Genomic DNA, 15,659 nt, shown 5'->3' with positions numbered 1-15,659 from the left:
CCCTTCGGCCCCGGCCCCGCCGCCGCTTTGGAGGAGGGCCTGAAGCTGGCCCAGGAGTGGGGTCTCATCACCCAAAACCACCAGGGCTATGTGGGCACCGCCGACCTGTGCGACAAGGAAGATGCCCTGCACATTCTGGGCCACCTGGACGTGGTGGCTCCCGGCGAGGGCTGGACCGTCACCCAGCCCTACGAGCCGAAAGTGGTGGACGGCCTCATCTACGGCCGTGGTACCGACGACGACAAGGGCCCCGTGGTGGCCTCCCTGCTGGCCATGAAGGCGGTGAAGGATCTGGGCGTGCCCCTCAAGGCCAACTGCCGCCTCATTATGGGCACCAACGAGGAGAGCGGCTCCGGAGATATCGCCTGGTACTTTGCCCGCAATCCCTTTGCCCCCGCCACCTTCTCCCCCGACTCCGGTTACCCCGTCATCAACACCGAGAAGGGCGGCTTGAAGCCCACCTTCACCTGCTCCTGGCCCGTCCAGGAGGCTCTGCCCCGGGTGAAGTGGCTCCACGGCGGCTTCCGCATCAACGTGCTGCCCGGTGACGCCGAGGCGGCGGTGGAGGGTCTGACCCTCCACGAGGTACATCCCTTTGCCCGGAACGTCACCGCCCGCACCGGCATCACCTTCACCTTTACCAGCGAGGACAACTGCACGGTCATCCACGCCAAAGGCGAGGGCAGCCACGCCGCCTGGCCCGAGGGTGGCAACAACGCCGTCACCGGACTCATTGCCCTGCTGTGTGCCCTGCCCCTGGCTGACGGCCCCTGCAAGCAGGCCCTGGATCACCTCAACACCCTGCTTCCCCACGGGGATTATCATGGCCGTGCCCTGGGCATCGCCCAGTCTGAGCCCATTGCCGGCGATCTGACCCTGGCCTTCACCCTGCTGGAGATCACCGAGACCGGACTCACTGGCCGTTTTGACGCCCGGGTGCCCCTGTGTGCCACCCGTGAAAACTGCGAGGACGTGGCCCGGGCCGCCTTTGAAGCCCGGGGCTTCACCTTTGAGGGGGAGCAGGAGGAGCCTCACCACACCCCCGCCGACTCTCCCTTTGTCCAGACCCTGCTGAAGCGGTACGAGGAGTACACCGGCCTCAAGGGGGAGTGTCTGTCCACCGGCGGCGGCACCTACGTCCACGAGATCCCCGGCGGCGTGGCCTTCGGCTGCACCATGCCTGGGTTTGATACCCACCTCCACGGTGCCGACGAGCGGGTGAAGATCGCTGACCTGATGCTCTCGGCCAAGCTCTTTGCCCACATCATCTTGGATATGTGTGCTGAGTGATCTTCTGGGGCCGCTGCGACACGCAGCGGCCCTGTTGTTTTTTCGGCGTTATGAAAAACATGCTTCTTCTCTTAACGCCATTGTCAGGCTTGGAAGCCTGGGGAACGCGCTCCCCGCTGGGGGTTTCTTTTGAACGGGCAAAAGAAACCAAAACCCGCTTAGGGCGTTCCCCCCTAAGTACCCCCCTGGGGTACGAGGCTGGCCCTGCGTCAAGACTAGGTTCGGCCCGTCACCCTTGCTGTGGCTCCTGTCACTGCCACCACACCAGGCAACCTTGGGCAGCTGGCCCTATAGACAGGAAATTTCCACGTCCGGGCCTATCCTGGAGAAGCGGCGTTCCCGCCGCCGGGAGCCTAGCTTCCGGTCGCTGGGAACAGCGGCTCACCAGGGTAAGGCCCTGGGGATAGAAGCATTGTCTGCCAGAGAAGTAGGTACTTTCTGTAGAATTTCCACGCCATCCATGTGACCCCACCAGGCCAAGGGCCGAAATAAGGAGAACGCAGGGGCATCCAGTACCGCGGGGTGGATTCCACAAGGCGGGGGAAGGCCCCGCCTTTGGCGATTCTTTCCCCAATTTCTCATCGCTGAGAAATTGGGCCCAGCGGAGCGTCCCTGCCAGGGGCGCTGGTTTCCGCCCGAGAAATCGGAGAAGGAAACGCCAGGCAAAGAATTGCATCATTCTTCCCTGGCCCTTGTCAGGTGGATGTGGTACAATGAACTTAGATCTGCGGCCCGCCCGTTGGCGGGCCATCGAGGAGGTCATATTATGTTCAACTACTTCTGGTCCCGCAACGCCTCGGTGGGCATGGCGGTGGTGTACATCGTCCTGGGTCTGCCCCTGCTGCTCTTCCCCGCTGCCGTAGGCACCGCCTTTGTGTGGGCGCTGGCCATCGGCTGCCTGGTGTACGCTGTGCCCCACTTTATCCGCTACCTCCAGGGCCGAAAAGCAGGCCAGTCCTTTGGCGGAGATCTGTTTCTCTCCGTCCTCCCCCTGTTCTTCGCCCTGTTTGCCCTGTTGCGACCCCATGTGATCCTCTCTTTCCTCCCCTTTGTGCTGGGAGCCTTGCTGCTGCTGGACGGCGTGGGCAAGCTGCCTTTGATGCTGGATGCCATCCAAACCCACGCCTCTGGCATGATCTACGGCGTGGCCTCCACCCTGCTGCCCCTCATTCTGGGTCTGGTGCTGCTCATCAACCCCTTCCAGGCCGCCCAAATGGTGATTCAATTCTTCGGCCTGGGTCTGATTTTGGACGGCGTGGCCGACTTCATCGCCGCCCGCTCCATCCGCTGATTTCAGGAGGTTTCCATGAAATATCACTCTCTGCTCCCCCGGGAGCGTGCCGAGCGGCTGAACAAACGCCTGACTGATGGGATGATGGCCGCTTTGAAAACCATCCACTCCGCCACCTCCCCGGACTCCATGGACCCTGCCGACTTAAACCGGCAGCGCCGGGGCCAGGAGGTGCTGGGGCGGCTCATCTCGCCCCCCATCGGCTTCAGCTGGGAGCCATTCACCCACCAGCAGCTGCCCATGGCCTGGGTGCGCCCGGAGCGGGGCCACCAGCGGCGGCGGGTCATTCTCTATTGCCACGGCGGCGGCTACACCAGCGGCAACCTGGGCTACGCCCGGGTGCTGGCAGCCAAGATGTCCGCCGCCACCGGATGTGAGACCCTGGCCTTCCAATACCGGCTGGCCCCAGAGCACCCCTACCCGGCGGCACTGGAAGATGCCCTCACCGCCTGGGACTACCTGATGCACCTGGGGTACGGCGCCCGGGAGGTCATTGTGGCGGGGGACTCCGCCGGGGGCAATCTGGCTCTGGAGCTGTGCCTGAAGCTGAAGGAGACGGGGCGGTTTCTCCCCGGACGGCTGGTGCTCTTCTCCCCCTGGACAGATCTCACCGCCTCGGGAGATTCCTACTCCTCCGCCCGGGACTTAGACCCCATGCTCACCATGGACTATATCCACGCCGTGCGGGGTGCCTACGCCCCCCAGGGCAAGTGGGATGACCCCCATCTCTCCCCCCTCTTTGCCGACCTTCACGGCTTCCCCCCCACCCTCATCCACGTGGGAGAGCGGGAGATCCTGCGGGACGACGCCACCCGCCTGGCGGACAAGCTGCGCCAGGCCGAGGTACCCTGCGTGCTCCGCATCTGGCCGGATATGTGGCACGTATTCCAGATGTTCCCCGTGAAAAGCGCCGGGGAGGCCATGGAGCATATGGCAGCCTTTTTGCAAAAATTCGATTAAAAAACTCCCCCAGATGGGGGAGTTTTTTTCTGTCAGCGTTGGCGCCATTAGGAAAGCACTGATATTTTTACGACTTTTTAGAAGTGGAACCTTCTGCGCACCTCCCGGCGCAGATCTGGTCGGTAGCGGATGATGAACAGGGGCACCATCAAGGTCACCCCCACCACCGCTACCACCAGGGACCACATGGGCTGGTAGCCGCCCAAAAACAGGTCAATGCACCCCTCCAGCCACAGCATCAGCGCCACGCAGCTGCCCAGCACCAGCATACACCGGCTGAGAATGGAGCGCCGGGGTAGAATATACCACAAAAACAGCAGCACCACCGAGCACCCCCACCAGATGGGCAGGGCCAGCCGCCCCAGCCAGTCCAGGCCGTGGGTGGCCAGTGCGATGAGCCACAAAAACCCCGCCACAGCCAATAGATCCAGCCCCAGCAGGAACAGGGAGTGCAGGGAGCGCAGCAGCAGCGGCGCCACCGTCCACACCCACAGCATGGCGCAGGCCCCAGCCACGATCAACGACCAGGGCATACCCCGCCACCAGAACAGCAGGTTGAGCAGCACACAGCACACCCCCACCACCCCATACAGGGCGGTGAGCAGCACTGCCGCCTCCCGCCGGTTCACCGGCTCCACCTCCCGCCGCTCCATGGGGAAGTTGGGAGGGATGGTGGTGTCCACCGGACATACCGGGTTGACCACCGGCGTGTGGCACAGCGGACACGCCTTTGCATCCCTGTCCAGCTCCACCCCGCAGTTGACACAGTATGACATGGCACTTCACTCCCTTCGATTGGATGTCACTTTTACATGGAGCCCGTCCCGCACCAGAGTGCGGAAAAAGTCCCGCTCCACGTCCGTCTCCTTCACCGTCCCGGCGAAGGTGATTTCCATTACGTCCCCGTAGCTGATGGAGGCGCAGTTCACCCGGGGGGTGTAGGACTGGCCCAGCACCACCTCCATGTGCTGGATGTGAGGCTCCATCTCCTTGGGCACCCGGAAGGCTCCGGGATTGGTAAAAGTGGTGGAATAGGGGCGGTTGCCCGCTATGCGGTAGCCCAGATCCACCACAAAGTTTTTCACCGGCACCGGGATGAGCTGGAGAGGGAGAAATTTCTGTAAGAACACATTGCGGGTGATGACCCCCTGCATCTCCTGGCGGGTGATGTGCAGCCGCATGTGGTGGTGTACCTGGGAAATGATCTCATCCAGGGTGTAGTCCCCCAGCTCCGGGTCGATGGAGGGACGCACCGTGAGAACGAAGTTGCGCAGGGTGCGGGTGGGAAAATAGGGGCGCAGATTGATGGGAATGGCCAGGGCCACCGGAAGCTCCCGCCGCCGTCCCTCCCGCCGCTGCCGGGCCAGAATGGACTGGATGAGCACCGCCGCCAGATACTCGGTGATGGACGCCCCATGGCTCTTTGCCACCTCCCGCAGGGCCTGCACCGAGACAAACCCCATGGTGACATTGAGGGTGTAAAAAGGCTCGGGGGTGCCGGTACAGGGGTAAGCCTTAGGCTCAGAGCGGCCCAGCCGCACCCGCTTTCGGGTGTACCTGGTGTAGGCATCCTCCCACTCCTGGGGGTCGGGCTGCTCTGTCACATCCAAAATTCCGTCCGTGTTGGGGATGTCCTCCCCCAGCTCCCGCAGATATACCGCCAGCAAGGTCTTGAACAGCACCAGCGCCCCGCCGCCGTCGGCCAGGGCGTGGAATACCTCCATGGAGATGCGGTGACGGTAGTAGAAAAAGCGGATCAGCTGGTCCTTATTCTGAAAGTACACGGGCTGACAGGGGTTTTGAATGTCCTTTTGCAAAAAAGGGCCGGGGCTGTCGTCCGGCTCAAAGTAGTACCAGAACACCCCCCGGCGGATCTTCACATGGAAACCGGGGAACCGGGGCAAGGTGCGGTCAATGGCCCGCTGCAAGGCCTGAGGCTCCACCTGACGGGCCATGACGGCGGAAAAGCGATACACCGCCGAGTAGTTGCCGCTTTGAATGGCGGAGTACATCATGGCGGCGTTATCCAGCTGAAACCAGCCCTTGTCCTGTCCTTTTCGTCTGCCCATAGACCCGCCCCCCTTCTCCGTTTTATCCCATTATAGTATGCAAATGTTTCCCTGACAATGGCAAAAAAAGAAGAGGCGCCTCCGCTCTGGCGGAAGCGCCTCTCCCGGCATCATGGGTCAGTCAATGGCGATGGTGGTGCGCTGGGGAAGCTCTCTCTTGACCTGCTTGGGCATGGACAGCTTCAAAATGCCGTCCTCATACTTGGCGGAGATATCCTGAGGCTCCACATCGCCCACATAGAAACTCCGGCTGCAAGAGCCAACATACCGCTCTTGGCGGATGTACTTGCCCTTTTTGTCCTGCTCGTCCTTATCCAGACCCTTGGTGGCCCCAATGGTCAGGTAACCATCCTTCAGTTCCACCTGAATCTCGTCCTTCTTGAAGCCGGGCAAATCCACATCCAGCTCATAGCTGTCCTCGGTCTCCCGCACATCTGTCTTCATCAGGTTCTTGGCGTGCTTGCCATACAGAGGATTGCGGGTATTCCACACGGGGAACATCCCAAAGTCATCCCCAAAGAAATCATCGAACAAATTCTCACCAAAAATGCTGGGCAACATAAGTCATTCCTCCATTCGTGTCATTCATTTTGTGCCCTGCGGGAGGAGCTCATCTGCTCCTCTTCTTGGAACAATTATGTTATAGCACCGTAAATTAGCGCTGTCAACACGAGAGTGCTAATGTTTACAAAGTTCACGATGTTTGTTCATAATATATGCGATTTTCCCCTCTAGGCAGGGCAGTATGACCACGAATCATACGTCAGGCACGTTCTTTCTGACTACGGTGTCACAGTGAGCTGGGTGTTCAGCTGTACATTGCCTGCGCTGTGCCAGGTCTCCGGGGTATACCCCACCACCTGCATCACCACGGGGGTGTCCTGGGTGACAGGCTGGGTCAGAGCGACCCGCTCCACATACGCCCCGTTGCGCACCACCCCGCTCTCCCCCAGCAGCTTTCCCCCCTGGGTCAGCAGCCGGAGCTTCACCCACACCTGGTTGTCCTGGGGGGAGGTGAGGTACACCACCGCCTCATCCCCCTCCACCCTGGGCTGGGCACACAGAGAGATGGTGTAGCCGTCGGTGACCTCCACGGGCGTCCACTGATATTCCTGGGCTACGGTGGGCGTGCCCACTTGGGCGGCGGGGTCAAAGGCAGGGGGCTGAAACGGGGGTGTCTGGTTGTGGCGGTACAACACCACCCCCATCACCAAAAGGCTGAGGGCGCACACAGCACCCACCAGGGAAACCACGATTTTTTCTCTGCCTTCCATGGAAATCCTCCTTGCCTGTCTCTTTCCAAAAGGCAGCACCCCTGGGTGGTGTCCTTTGGAAAGAGGCAGGGCCTGCGGCCCTGCCTCTTGGTATTTGAGTTGGTACGTTACTGGGCGGCGGTGATGGTGACGGTGGCGGTGCCCAGCTTGGTGCTGGTGCCAACGCTCTTGTCCAGCTCGCCGGACAGGGTGAGGGTGGCGGTCTGGTTGGGAGCGCTGTCCACCTGGGTGCCTTCAGCGGTGGCCAGCCGGAAGGAGCCGTTGCTGAATCTGCCGGTGATATCGGAGTAGCTGCTCTCGGCGGCGTAGGTCACAGCCACTTTGACCTTGGCATTGGAGTGGTTGGTCACCTTCACATCGCCGTCACCGCTCCACTGGCCCTCAGAAGCGCTATCATACCGGTGCGTGGTGGGATTCCAGGTACCCTCACTGGCCACCGTATAGGTAAACTTCATGGAGTCCCAGGCCACGTCCACACTGTACACCGTGCTGGCGGCCCCGTCGGTGTGGTACTGGCCCTTTACCTCGTGGAAATCGCTGTTGCCGCTGTTGACATCGGTGATGGTAGCGGCAAACGCAGCGCTGGAGACAGCCAGGGTGCAGGCCAGACCCATAAGGGCAATTGCGGATTTTTTCATGATGATTTCCTCCTAGTTTTAAACGCATTCTCTCAAAAATCTATTGCAATGGGGCAAAGCCCCACAACAACCTTAGGTTTGGACGGTAATATCCACGGGAATGACGGTGTTGACCACCGCTTTCTCCCCGCTGTCGGGGTCATAGCTGAGCACCCGGAACTCCCCCTCATAGCCGCCCTGGGTGAGGAGCACAGGCTCCTCCAGCTCCATGCTGTCCAGGGCGTAGCCAGCGGGAATGAGCTGGGACTGGGCCACCAGGGTCTCCTGGTCATCCTCCCCCACCACCAGCTGGAGCACCACGTCCTGGGTGGAGCGGGCGGGGTTTTGGAAGAGGATGTGGGCCTGTCCGTCCCCCAGATCCACCTCCACCTGGGTGGAGTAGGTCAGGCTGATGGCGCCGCCCCCCTCCTGGGTCTCCAGCTTGTCCGTGTTCTCGTCCTCCATTTTGTGTGCGTTGTCATCCACCGACTGAGGGGCGAAGTCTGGGGCCTGTACCGTGGGCGGCTTGAGCAGGATGCTCACGGTGATGGCCACCGCAGCAACGGTAATGAGAAGCATCAGGGGAATCAGCCATTTGAGTTTGAGCGGCTTCTTCTCGGTTTGCTGTTGAGGCATTAGGATACATCTCCAATCGTCATGGTAATGGTGCCAATTTTCTGGCCTTCGAACTGCTGGGCCACCGGATCTCCCGTGGGCAGGAAGGTGAAGATGAGGGAGCTGGGGGTGCCGTCCGTGGCGGCGGGGAGAGACTGGGATCCATTCACGGACACTCCGTCCACCTGGAAGGTGCCGCCGGAGGTGTAGTTCTCTTCGGCGGTGTACCCGGCGGTGACGGCAACATCTGCGGCGCCCTGGTTGACCAAGGTGATCCGGTCGCCGCCCTCCTGGTCTGCCGTCCACCCTCTGCCGTCATACTGGTGGGTGTCGGGGTTCCAGGTGCCGGGGTTATAGGTGTAGGACAGGCTGCCCCAGGTCACATCCACCGACACGGTGGGCTGCCAGGACAGGGCGTAGGCCGCCGGGGTAAACTCCTGGATGGTGAGCAGCAGACCATGTTCCAGCTGCTGCACCGTGGCGGACTTCTCCTCCTGGGTGAGCTGGGTCACGGTGACTGCCTGCATCTGGTCTTGGTAGCTCTCGTCTCCGCCCAGGCCGTACTGGCGGTTGACCCCGTCATAGCGCAGCAGGGTGAAGGGGGTGTTTTGGTCGGTGCCCTCCGGATAGGGCCAGAATACCGTGATGCGCTGGGAGGCGCTGACCCAGGCGTTGTCGCTGGTGGAGTCCACCAGATCCATGTACTTGAACTGGGTGTGATCCGGATCCAAGGTCAAGTTCAGTTGCTCTTTGGCCTTCTCCACCAGATCCTGCTGGGGGTTGTTGTCCCCATAGCTGGAAAGAATGTCGTCGAACATCAAAGAGACATCCTCAAAGTCGGTCTCCCGCTCCTGGTGGCCGTTGATGTAGAACTGGGTGGTGTCCTGGGCAGCGGCGAAGGGCTGTTCCCGGTCGGTGCTTGCCTGGGCCTGGTCGGGTGTAAACACCTCATGGTGCTCACTGGCCTGGTCGTTGATGTACCGCAGCACCAGGGTGCCGGGGCGCACGTTATAGGTAAGCTGCTGCTCCTGGTAGGTGATGGTCAGCGTCTCCACCGGCTCCCCGTCCACCGTCAGCTTCACGGTGTACTCCCCCGGGGGATTCTGCCCCTGGGTGACAGGCTGACCGTCTGCGTTGAAGTAGGCAAAGTCCAGGATGCCGCCCTGGTACAGCTCTTGGAGCTTATCCAGGTGGTAGACATAGAACATCCCCGTCTCGATGTAAGGAGTGGGCAGCTGATCGCCGCCGGGGTAGATCTCGGTGCGCATGGGGCGCAGGGTGAGACACACCACTTCCCAGTCCAGAGCAGCCTGGGCCGGATCCAGCAGGGAGAATGCGCCGGTGTCCACGTTGCACACCAGGGTGACGGTAATGGTGTCCTGATTCTCCACCATGAAGTAGTGGGTGCCGTGTTCCCCGTTATAGACCTCCAGATAGGGGGTGCGCTCCAGGGTCACCGGGATGTGGTAGTCGCCCCCCACCAGCTGGGGCTGACCCACGGTGTAGCTGCCGGGGAGCAGGTCCTGGAAGGTCTTATCTGGGTCGCCTTCCATGGTGTTGGCGTCGGTGAGGGTGATGTTCACCAGGTTGTCCAGGGTGTCCTGGGTCACTTCCAGGCCGATGGACACATCCTGGGTGACCTGGATGCCGGTGGGCTTGTCGTCCAGGTACACCTCAGCTGTCACTTTGGTGGTGCCGATGCCCAGGGGGGTCAGGGCTCCGCTCTGGTCGATGGCGGCCACGGTGCCGTCGCTCACCGACCAGTGGATGGTCAGCGGATCGTCTGCGCCGGGGGTCCACCCCAGAGAGGCGGAGTACCGGCCTGTGCCGTCCAGCTCCAGGGTATCGGGCCCGGTCAGGGTGGGAGTGACGGCGTAGAGGGTCATCTGGTCGGTGAGGTCAGGATAGGCCTGAGCGCGCAGAGTGATGACGGTCTTGCCCACCCCGGTCAGGGATACCATGCCGCTCTGGCCGATGGTGGCCACGTCCCCGTTGCCGGACTCCCACACCAGGGCGTTGTCAAAGGCGTTGGCGGGGATGACCATGCCCTGGAGGAGCAGGCTGCCCCCCTCCTGATAGGCCACCACCCGAGTCTCATCCCCCACGATCTCCACCCGGGTGACCGGGTAGTTTTCCACGGTGCGGGTGGGGCCGTACACAATGGCCTCCGCCGACCCGCCGGTGCCTGTCATTCCAGTGGGAGCGGATTTCCCATCTCCCACCAGATAGTACTTGCCGTACACGGTGTGGGTGCCGCTGTCCAGGGCGGCGGACATGGCGGCCTGGGCCGACCCGTCGTTGCTGAGCTGGGTGTTCAGCCGGGTGCCGCCCACTCCAGCCATGCCCTGGGGGGTGTTGGCGGCGGTGTCTGTCTCATAGATGCCGTCGCTGCCGCTGCTGCCGTTGCTCTGGCGGTAGGAGATGGTGATGTCCCGATAATTGTCCGTCTCCACCTGGCCCACATAGGGCTTGTAGTCCCCAATGACCACCTTGCCCCAGGTGTCGGTGAGAATGTACATCTTGCCAGTGTTTCGCAGGTCGATGGTACGGCCACCCCGGTTGAGAATGGTGCCTCCGGTGAGGTAGGAGGTGCTTTTGGCGGTGACGGGGTAGCGCTGGGTGCCCTCCACCTCAGTGCCGATGGTGCCGCCGTTGAGGGTGAAGGTGCCGGCCACAAACACATCGGAGATCTCGCCGCCGTTGACCTCCACCGAGCCGTTGGTGTCAATGGCGGGGTGATTGTCGTTTTTGCGGTCCAGGGTGCCGGCGTTGACCACGATTTTGGAGTTGGAGGGGGAGGAGAACATGGCCCCTTCCGCACCCCAGCAGCTGCCGGTGCTGTTCCAGTACACGGTGCCGCCCTCTTCAAATTTGACGCCAAAGCCGTCGGAGGAGCCGCTCCTTCCGTATTCGGTGCGCAGCTGCACCGAGCCCTTGGTCACCAGGGTGGAGTTGCCGTAGATCTCAATGGGGTTGAGGGAGCCGTAGGTGGAGCCCTGGGTTCGGGTGTCGTCGATGTAGATGCTGCCGTCCAAAATGAGGGTGGCGCCGTTGGTGATGTGAAACTCCACAAATTTCAGGGTGGCGGAGCCGGTGATGCGCAGATTCCGGTTGATGGTGTATTCCCGCTCATTTCCCCAGAAATTTTCAAATTCAATGGTGCCGCTGGCCACGATCTCGGTGACGGAGCTGTCGTTGAGGGCCTCAACGAACTGACTTTTGCTGTTGACGGTGCGGCTTTGCCCGCCGGCAATGCTCTGGAGGGCACGGAGCATCTGCTCGGCCTGCTCCAACGAGGCGTAGTTGCTCACCAGGGCCTGGTCCTGGGCGGACAGGGCGTCATAGGCGTTGCGGGCCTGGGTGATGGCCCCCTCATGGGCGGTGGTGATGTCGGCGGGCTGGGGCAGAGCACCGATTTGATCCACCACCTTCTGCCAGGCGGGGGTCTCCACCTCGCTCTCTTTGTCAATGGCGAAGCTGTCAATGAGTTCCGACGTTCCCTGGTCGGTGACCCGGTAGGCCCGGTAATACAGTCGGTCGCCCACCACCTCAATGCCGGTGTACACCGGGGAGTCCTGGTCCAGCCCGGCCTCCACGGCGCTGGGCACCGTGTCAATGCTCTCCTGCCGGTAGTTTTTCACACCGGCGGTACCGGCAATGAGGAAGAGGGTGCCGCTGGGCTGCATGGCCATCTGGTAGTTGTGTCCACCGTGGCTCACTGTCTGGGTCTGCACGCTCTGTTCCGTTCCATAGGCCAGGTAGGGAGTGCGGTTGTACACGTGGTCGTGGCCGGAGAGCACCAGGTCAATGTCACAGGTGGCGCACAGCTGATCCAGCTGCTCCCGGATGGCGATGACGTCGCTGTCCTCCCCGTGGGGGCCGTTGGAGTAGGGGGACTTGTGCATGAGGATGATCTTCCACTGGGTATCGGCATTCTGTGCCGTCTCATAGGCCCAGTTGTACTGCTGGGGGGAGAGGGTCTCCTCCTGGGTCAGGTCATTGGTGTTGAGCACGATAAAGGTGGCGTTTTCGTATACAAAGGAGTAGTAGACCCCGGTGGAGGTGTCCTGCTGGGGCAGGTTTTGGAGGTTGAAGTGGCTCATCAGGGCGTTGTCCACCGTCACCCCCTCCACCGAGGAGCGGTCCTCGTGGTTGCCTGCGGCGGGGGCGGTGGCCAGGGAGGCGGAGACGTTGCTGTCCAGCACCCAGTTCCAGTAGTCCTCGTTGCTGCCGTCATCCACAAAGTCGCCGCTGTGGAGCAGAAAGGAGGCGTCGGGGAAGGTGGCGTCTGCCTGGGCCAGGGTGTTCAGGTAGGTCTGGTAGTCCGAGAGCACCATGCCCTGGGAGTCGTTGACATAGAGGAAGGAGAAGGTGTCGTCTCCGGCCTCGTCCAGTTCAAAGGACACCGGATCGCTCCAGTAGCCCTCCTCCTGGCAGCCCAGGCGGTAGTAGTAGGTCTTGCCCGGCTCCAGACCGGTGACCAGGGCGGTGTGCCGGTTTCTCTCCTGAGTGGTGTAGTTGGTGAGGAGCCCCAGGTTGAGCAGAGTCTTGGGGGTGGTGACGGTCTGGGTGGTGGCTGTGGCCTCCGCCACCACGTGGGAGAAGTCCGGGCTGTCGCTGACCTGTACCACGCCGCTGGTGACCGTCTTGCCCGTGTACCAACTAAATGCCCGGGAGGTCTGGGGGTCTTGCCCCAGGGTCATGGTGATCTGGTCGGGCAGCAGTCCGTTTTCCACCGAGGGGGCCTGGGGGCGCCTGGTGCCGTCGAAGGTAATGGTCCGGCTGCGGGAGGGGTCCCCTTCCACGTCGTCCAGGGTGTCGTCGTAGAGAAAGGCGGCCAAAATGTCATCCACCAGGCTGCCCATGCCGGTGAGAAAGCTCTCGCTCATGTACTCGCTGACCAGGTCGTTGATGGTCTCGTTGATGTCCAGCCCCACCAAATCCAGGGTGGCTTTGACGTTGCCGTTGTCGGTTTGGCTGTCAATGGCGGTTTTCCACAGGCCGCTGAAGGCGATGCCGGTGTCCACAGACAGGTTGGAGGTTATCTCCTCTGCCAGTTGGGACACATCACCCACCAGCAGGTCCACCAGGTCCTTTACCACCACCCCGCTGCGGATGTATTCCCGGGCGCTCTCCACCCACTGGGGCGGATCCTCTGCTCCCTGGTAGTGGCCGGTGAGGAGGAGCACCACCAGGTCGTACAGGCTCTTTTCCTCGGGCGTGTCCAGGGGGGCCACCCCGGTAGTGGAAATTTTAGTTACCAGTTCATCCACTTTTCCCAGAAGATAGTCGGGGTTTTGAATGTACTGCTGCTCCACTTTGCCCAGCAGGTCGTCCACCATGCGGATGATCTGCTCATCGGTGATAGTCATGGGGCCGAGCGCCCATCCCGCCGTGCCGCTGGCATCCAGTTGGATGCCGCCGTTGCGGTAGGAGACGTGGACACGGCCAATGCCGCTGCCCAGCTCGATCTCCATGCCTCCCACCAGATATTCTCGGGCCATGTCCAGGATCATGCCGTTCAAGTCCAGCTCCGGGGCCAGCTGGGCCACATAGGCCCGGATGCCCACCTGTCCAATTTCTTTGAGCATGGGGGTTAGCATACCATTGGCCATGTTGTTGAACAGTTTTTCCGGATAGAGCTTGTCCTTGGTGTAGGCAGCAAAATCTTCTATGTTCTCCCCCTGGTACACAATGGTTTTCACGCTCTGGCTGGTGACGGTAAAGGTCTCGTGGGTGCGCTTTGTGCCGTCGTTTAAGGGTTCCCCTTTTTCCAAGGTCACCGTTCGCACTGGGGAGCCCCAGGAGGCCAGAGAGCCGGTCTCCAAATCGTAAATGGTGTTACCAGAAACGGTGGTGAACTCCGCCACGTCGTTGGCGTGCATATGGCCGGTGAAAATGTAGCGCAGGCCCGCATCCGCCAGCGTGGTGGCAGATTCCTGCCAGTTTTCCACCACGTACTCATGGACGATCTTGTCCTCGTTTTCAAAGTGGGGGAGCAGGCCATGGTGCATCAGTCCAATGACCGTCTTTCCCTGTGCCTCCGCAGCCTCAATTTGATCCACAGCCCACACCATGAGATCCTCGTCCAGCCGTCCAGCGGTGATGTGCTCATTGGTCTCCATACCGGTGGCATCGGGGCTGTACATCCCCGAGTCCATAGCCAAAATGACATAGTCCCCGTAAGTCACAGTGTAGGACAGGCCACCCGCCTGCTTGCCCTGGGGCGGGGTGTAGTATTGGGCGTTGAAATCCCCGTTATAACCGAATTTGGCGTAAAGTTTCTTAAATTCATCGGGGGTAACGGTCTCGGCACTCTCCTTTTTCCCGTTTTCAAAGGTGCAGGCATCGGTGTAGTTGTACACGTCGTGGTTGCCGTTGATGACAAACACGTCAATGCCTGCCTCATTCTCCAAGGCCTGGAGCTTGGCTGCGACATCCAGATGGCCCTGCTTTTCGCCGTCCTTGGTCAAGTCACCGGAGATGAGTACAATGTCCGGCTGGTCTTGCTCAATGATATCCACTGCCGCATCAAAAATGGAGCCGGACTCCGCCAGCATCTTGGGGTCGCCGTTGACGTAGGTGGTGTAGTCCTGGCAGTCGCTGACGTAGTTGAGGGGATAGTAGTGGGTGTCAGACATGACACAGATTTTCAGCTCCTCACCTGTTGGCTGCGCCTGGGCCACGGGGATCAATCCCAGTCCCAGGGCACCCGCCAGACATAAACTCCCGATTCTCTTGACTGTCGCCTTTTTTCTTGCCATGTGTCATCCCTCAGTCTTCCAGTGTTTTTTCTTTGCAAAAAAATTCTTACCCGGCAAGTATAGCGCACGTAGGTGTTTTGTTCGACCAATGTTCTGTGGTTTCCATGTAAAGTTCTTGTAGCCCAACAAGACTCCGTTGATTTGGTACAGGGCAATGCTCTGGATCTCAGCCGCTATGCAGACAACACCTTTGACATTGTCCTTCTGTTTGGCCCCCTGTATCACTTGCACAGCCAGGCCGACAAGCTCCGCTGCATCCAGGAGGCGAAGCGGGTGTGCAAGCCGGATGGAACGCTGTTCTTTGCTTTTATCTCCAACGACATGGTCATTCTCACCATGTTTCACGAGGTGCCGGACTACTTCATAACGGGAGACTACAACAAGGAGACCTTCCGCTGTGACGACTTCCCCTTCGTGTTCCACACCGTGGATGCCTGCCGGGAACTGCTGCACCAAGGTGGTGTAAAGATACTCCATGAAGTGGCCTCCGATGGTGTCAGCGAACTGCTCCAGGAGAAGATCAACGCCATGGATGATGCCAGCTACGCCCAATATCTGCGGTACCACTTTTATACCTGTGAGAAGCCCGAACACCTGGGGGCCTCCAATCACCTGCTCTTTGTGGGAGAGCCATAAGCCAAGCTATAAAAGCGCACCGGATAGAACATTCTGATATGCTCCCCCTATGGAAGACAAGGAATTAGAAAAGTCTTCGATAGGGGGAGTTGTCATGTCCAGGCGAAGTAAGTACAGTGCGGAAGAAAAGTTGAAAATAGTAG

At 60.8% G+C, this 15,659-nt stretch carries 11 protein-coding genes; 4 read left to right on the top strand and 7 right to left on the bottom strand.

Annotated features, from left to right (window positions below; genetic code table 11):
- The 3 genes from H9X86_RS10350 to H9X86_RS10340 form a co-directional block, all read left to right on the top strand.
- Positions 1 to 1,290 (top strand): Sapep family Mn(2+)-dependent dipeptidase (locus tag H9X86_RS10350; protein ID WP_204901450.1); only part of this gene is annotated, 1,290 nt, incomplete at its 5' end.
- 766 nt (positions 1,291 to 2,056) lie between these two features.
- The gene (locus tag H9X86_RS10345; RefSeq protein ID WP_204901449.1) at positions 2,057 to 2,581 is read left to right on the top strand and encodes a DUF308 domain-containing protein; all 525 of its coding nucleotides are present in this window, start codon (positions 2,057 to 2,059) and stop codon (positions 2,579 to 2,581) included.
- Positions 2,582 to 2,596: 15 nt separating this feature from the next.
- On the top strand, positions 2,597 to 3,541 hold the full coding sequence (locus H9X86_RS10340) for an alpha/beta hydrolase (protein ID WP_204901448.1): 945 nt from the start codon (positions 2,597 to 2,599) through the stop codon (positions 3,539 to 3,541).
- Positions 3,542 to 3,618: 77 nt separating this feature from the next.
- Here H9X86_RS10340 and H9X86_RS10335 read toward each other — a convergent pair whose 3' ends face one another.
- The 7 genes from H9X86_RS10335 to H9X86_RS10305 form a co-directional block, all read right to left on the bottom strand.
- The gene (locus tag H9X86_RS10335) at positions 3,619 to 4,317 is read right to left on the bottom strand and encodes a DUF6320 domain-containing protein (protein ID WP_204901447.1); all 699 of its coding nucleotides are present in this window, start codon (positions 4,315 to 4,317) and stop codon (positions 3,619 to 3,621) included.
- 6 nt (positions 4,318 to 4,323) lie between these two features.
- Positions 4,324 to 5,610 (bottom strand): hypothetical protein, encoded by a 1,287-nt coding sequence (locus tag H9X86_RS10330; protein ID WP_204901446.1) that lies wholly within the window; start codon positions 5,608 to 5,610, stop codon positions 4,324 to 4,326.
- A 117-nt stretch (positions 5,611 to 5,727) separates the two neighbouring features.
- Entirely contained in the window at positions 5,728 to 6,171 is a 444-nt protein-coding gene (locus H9X86_RS10325; RefSeq protein ID WP_204901445.1) for an Hsp20/alpha crystallin family protein, read from the bottom strand.
- A gap of 221 nt (positions 6,172 to 6,392) precedes the next feature.
- A complete protein-coding gene (locus H9X86_RS10320) occupies positions 6,393 to 6,884 on the bottom strand; it encodes a hypothetical protein (protein ID WP_204901444.1) in 492 nt (163 codons plus the stop codon).
- 107 nt (positions 6,885 to 6,991) lie between these two features.
- Positions 6,992 to 7,522 (bottom strand): hypothetical protein, encoded by a 531-nt coding sequence (locus H9X86_RS12765; RefSeq protein WP_204901443.1) that lies wholly within the window; start codon positions 7,520 to 7,522, stop codon positions 6,992 to 6,994.
- Between the two features lie 72 nt (positions 7,523 to 7,594).
- Complete coding sequence (locus H9X86_RS10310; protein WP_243416923.1) at positions 7,595 to 8,137, bottom strand: hypothetical protein; 543 nt, start codon at positions 8,135 to 8,137, stop codon at positions 7,595 to 7,597.
- A complete protein-coding gene (locus H9X86_RS10305; protein WP_204901442.1) occupies positions 8,137 to 14,880 on the bottom strand; it encodes a metallophosphoesterase in 6,744 nt (2,247 codons plus the stop codon). The genes H9X86_RS10310 and H9X86_RS10305 overlap by 1 nt, the downstream gene beginning before the upstream one ends.
- Positions 14,881 to 14,952: 72 nt before the next feature.
- Between H9X86_RS10305 and H9X86_RS10300 the strand changes: the two genes are divergently transcribed.
- Positions 14,953 to 15,516 (top strand): methyltransferase domain-containing protein, encoded by a 564-nt coding sequence (locus H9X86_RS10300; protein WP_204901441.1) that lies wholly within the window; start codon positions 14,953 to 14,955, stop codon positions 15,514 to 15,516.
- Positions 15,517 to 15,659 lie beyond the last annotated feature (143 nt).

This window comes from Pseudoflavonifractor capillosus (assembly GCF_016902575.1).
Lineage (GTDB): Bacteria > Bacillota > Clostridia > Oscillospirales > Oscillospiraceae > Enterenecus > Enterenecus capillosus_A.
Note: the sequence above shows the minus strand (reverse complement) of the source record. Positions and strands in the feature narration are given on the sequence as shown.

What these genes read in the sequence shown, in the direction of transcription:
- H9X86_RS10345 (WP_204901449.1), top strand. Translation starts at nt 2,057, where the DNA reads ATGTTCAACTACTTCTGGTCCCGCAACGCCTCGGTGGGCATGGCGGTG.
- H9X86_RS10340 (WP_204901448.1), top strand. Translation starts at nt 2,597, where the DNA reads ATGAAATATCACTCTCTGCTCCCCCGGGAGCGTGCCGAGCGGCTGAAC.
- H9X86_RS10335 (WP_204901447.1), bottom strand. Translation starts at nt 4,317, where the DNA reads ATGTCATACTGTGTCAACTGCGGGGTGGAGCTGGACAGGGATGCAAAG.
- H9X86_RS10330 (WP_204901446.1), bottom strand. Translation starts at nt 5,610, where the DNA reads ATGGGCAGACGAAAAGGACAGGACAAGGGCTGGTTTCAGCTGGATAAC.
- H9X86_RS10325 (WP_204901445.1), bottom strand. Translation starts at nt 6,171, where the DNA reads ATGTTGCCCAGCATTTTTGGTGAGAATTTGTTCGATGATTTCTTTGGG.
- H9X86_RS10320 (WP_204901444.1), bottom strand. Translation starts at nt 6,884, where the DNA reads ATGGAAGGCAGAGAAAAAATCGTGGTTTCCCTGGTGGGTGCTGTGTGC.
- H9X86_RS12765 (WP_204901443.1), bottom strand. Translation starts at nt 7,522, where the DNA reads ATGAAAAAATCCGCAATTGCCCTTATGGGTCTGGCCTGCACCCTGGCT.
- H9X86_RS10310 (WP_243416923.1), bottom strand. Translation starts at nt 8,137, where the DNA reads ATGCCTCAACAGCAAACCGAGAAGAAGCCGCTCAAACTCAAATGGCTG.
- H9X86_RS10305 (WP_204901442.1), bottom strand. Translation starts at nt 14,880, where the DNA reads ATGGCAAGAAAAAAGGCGACAGTCAAGAGAATCGGGAGTTTATGTCTG.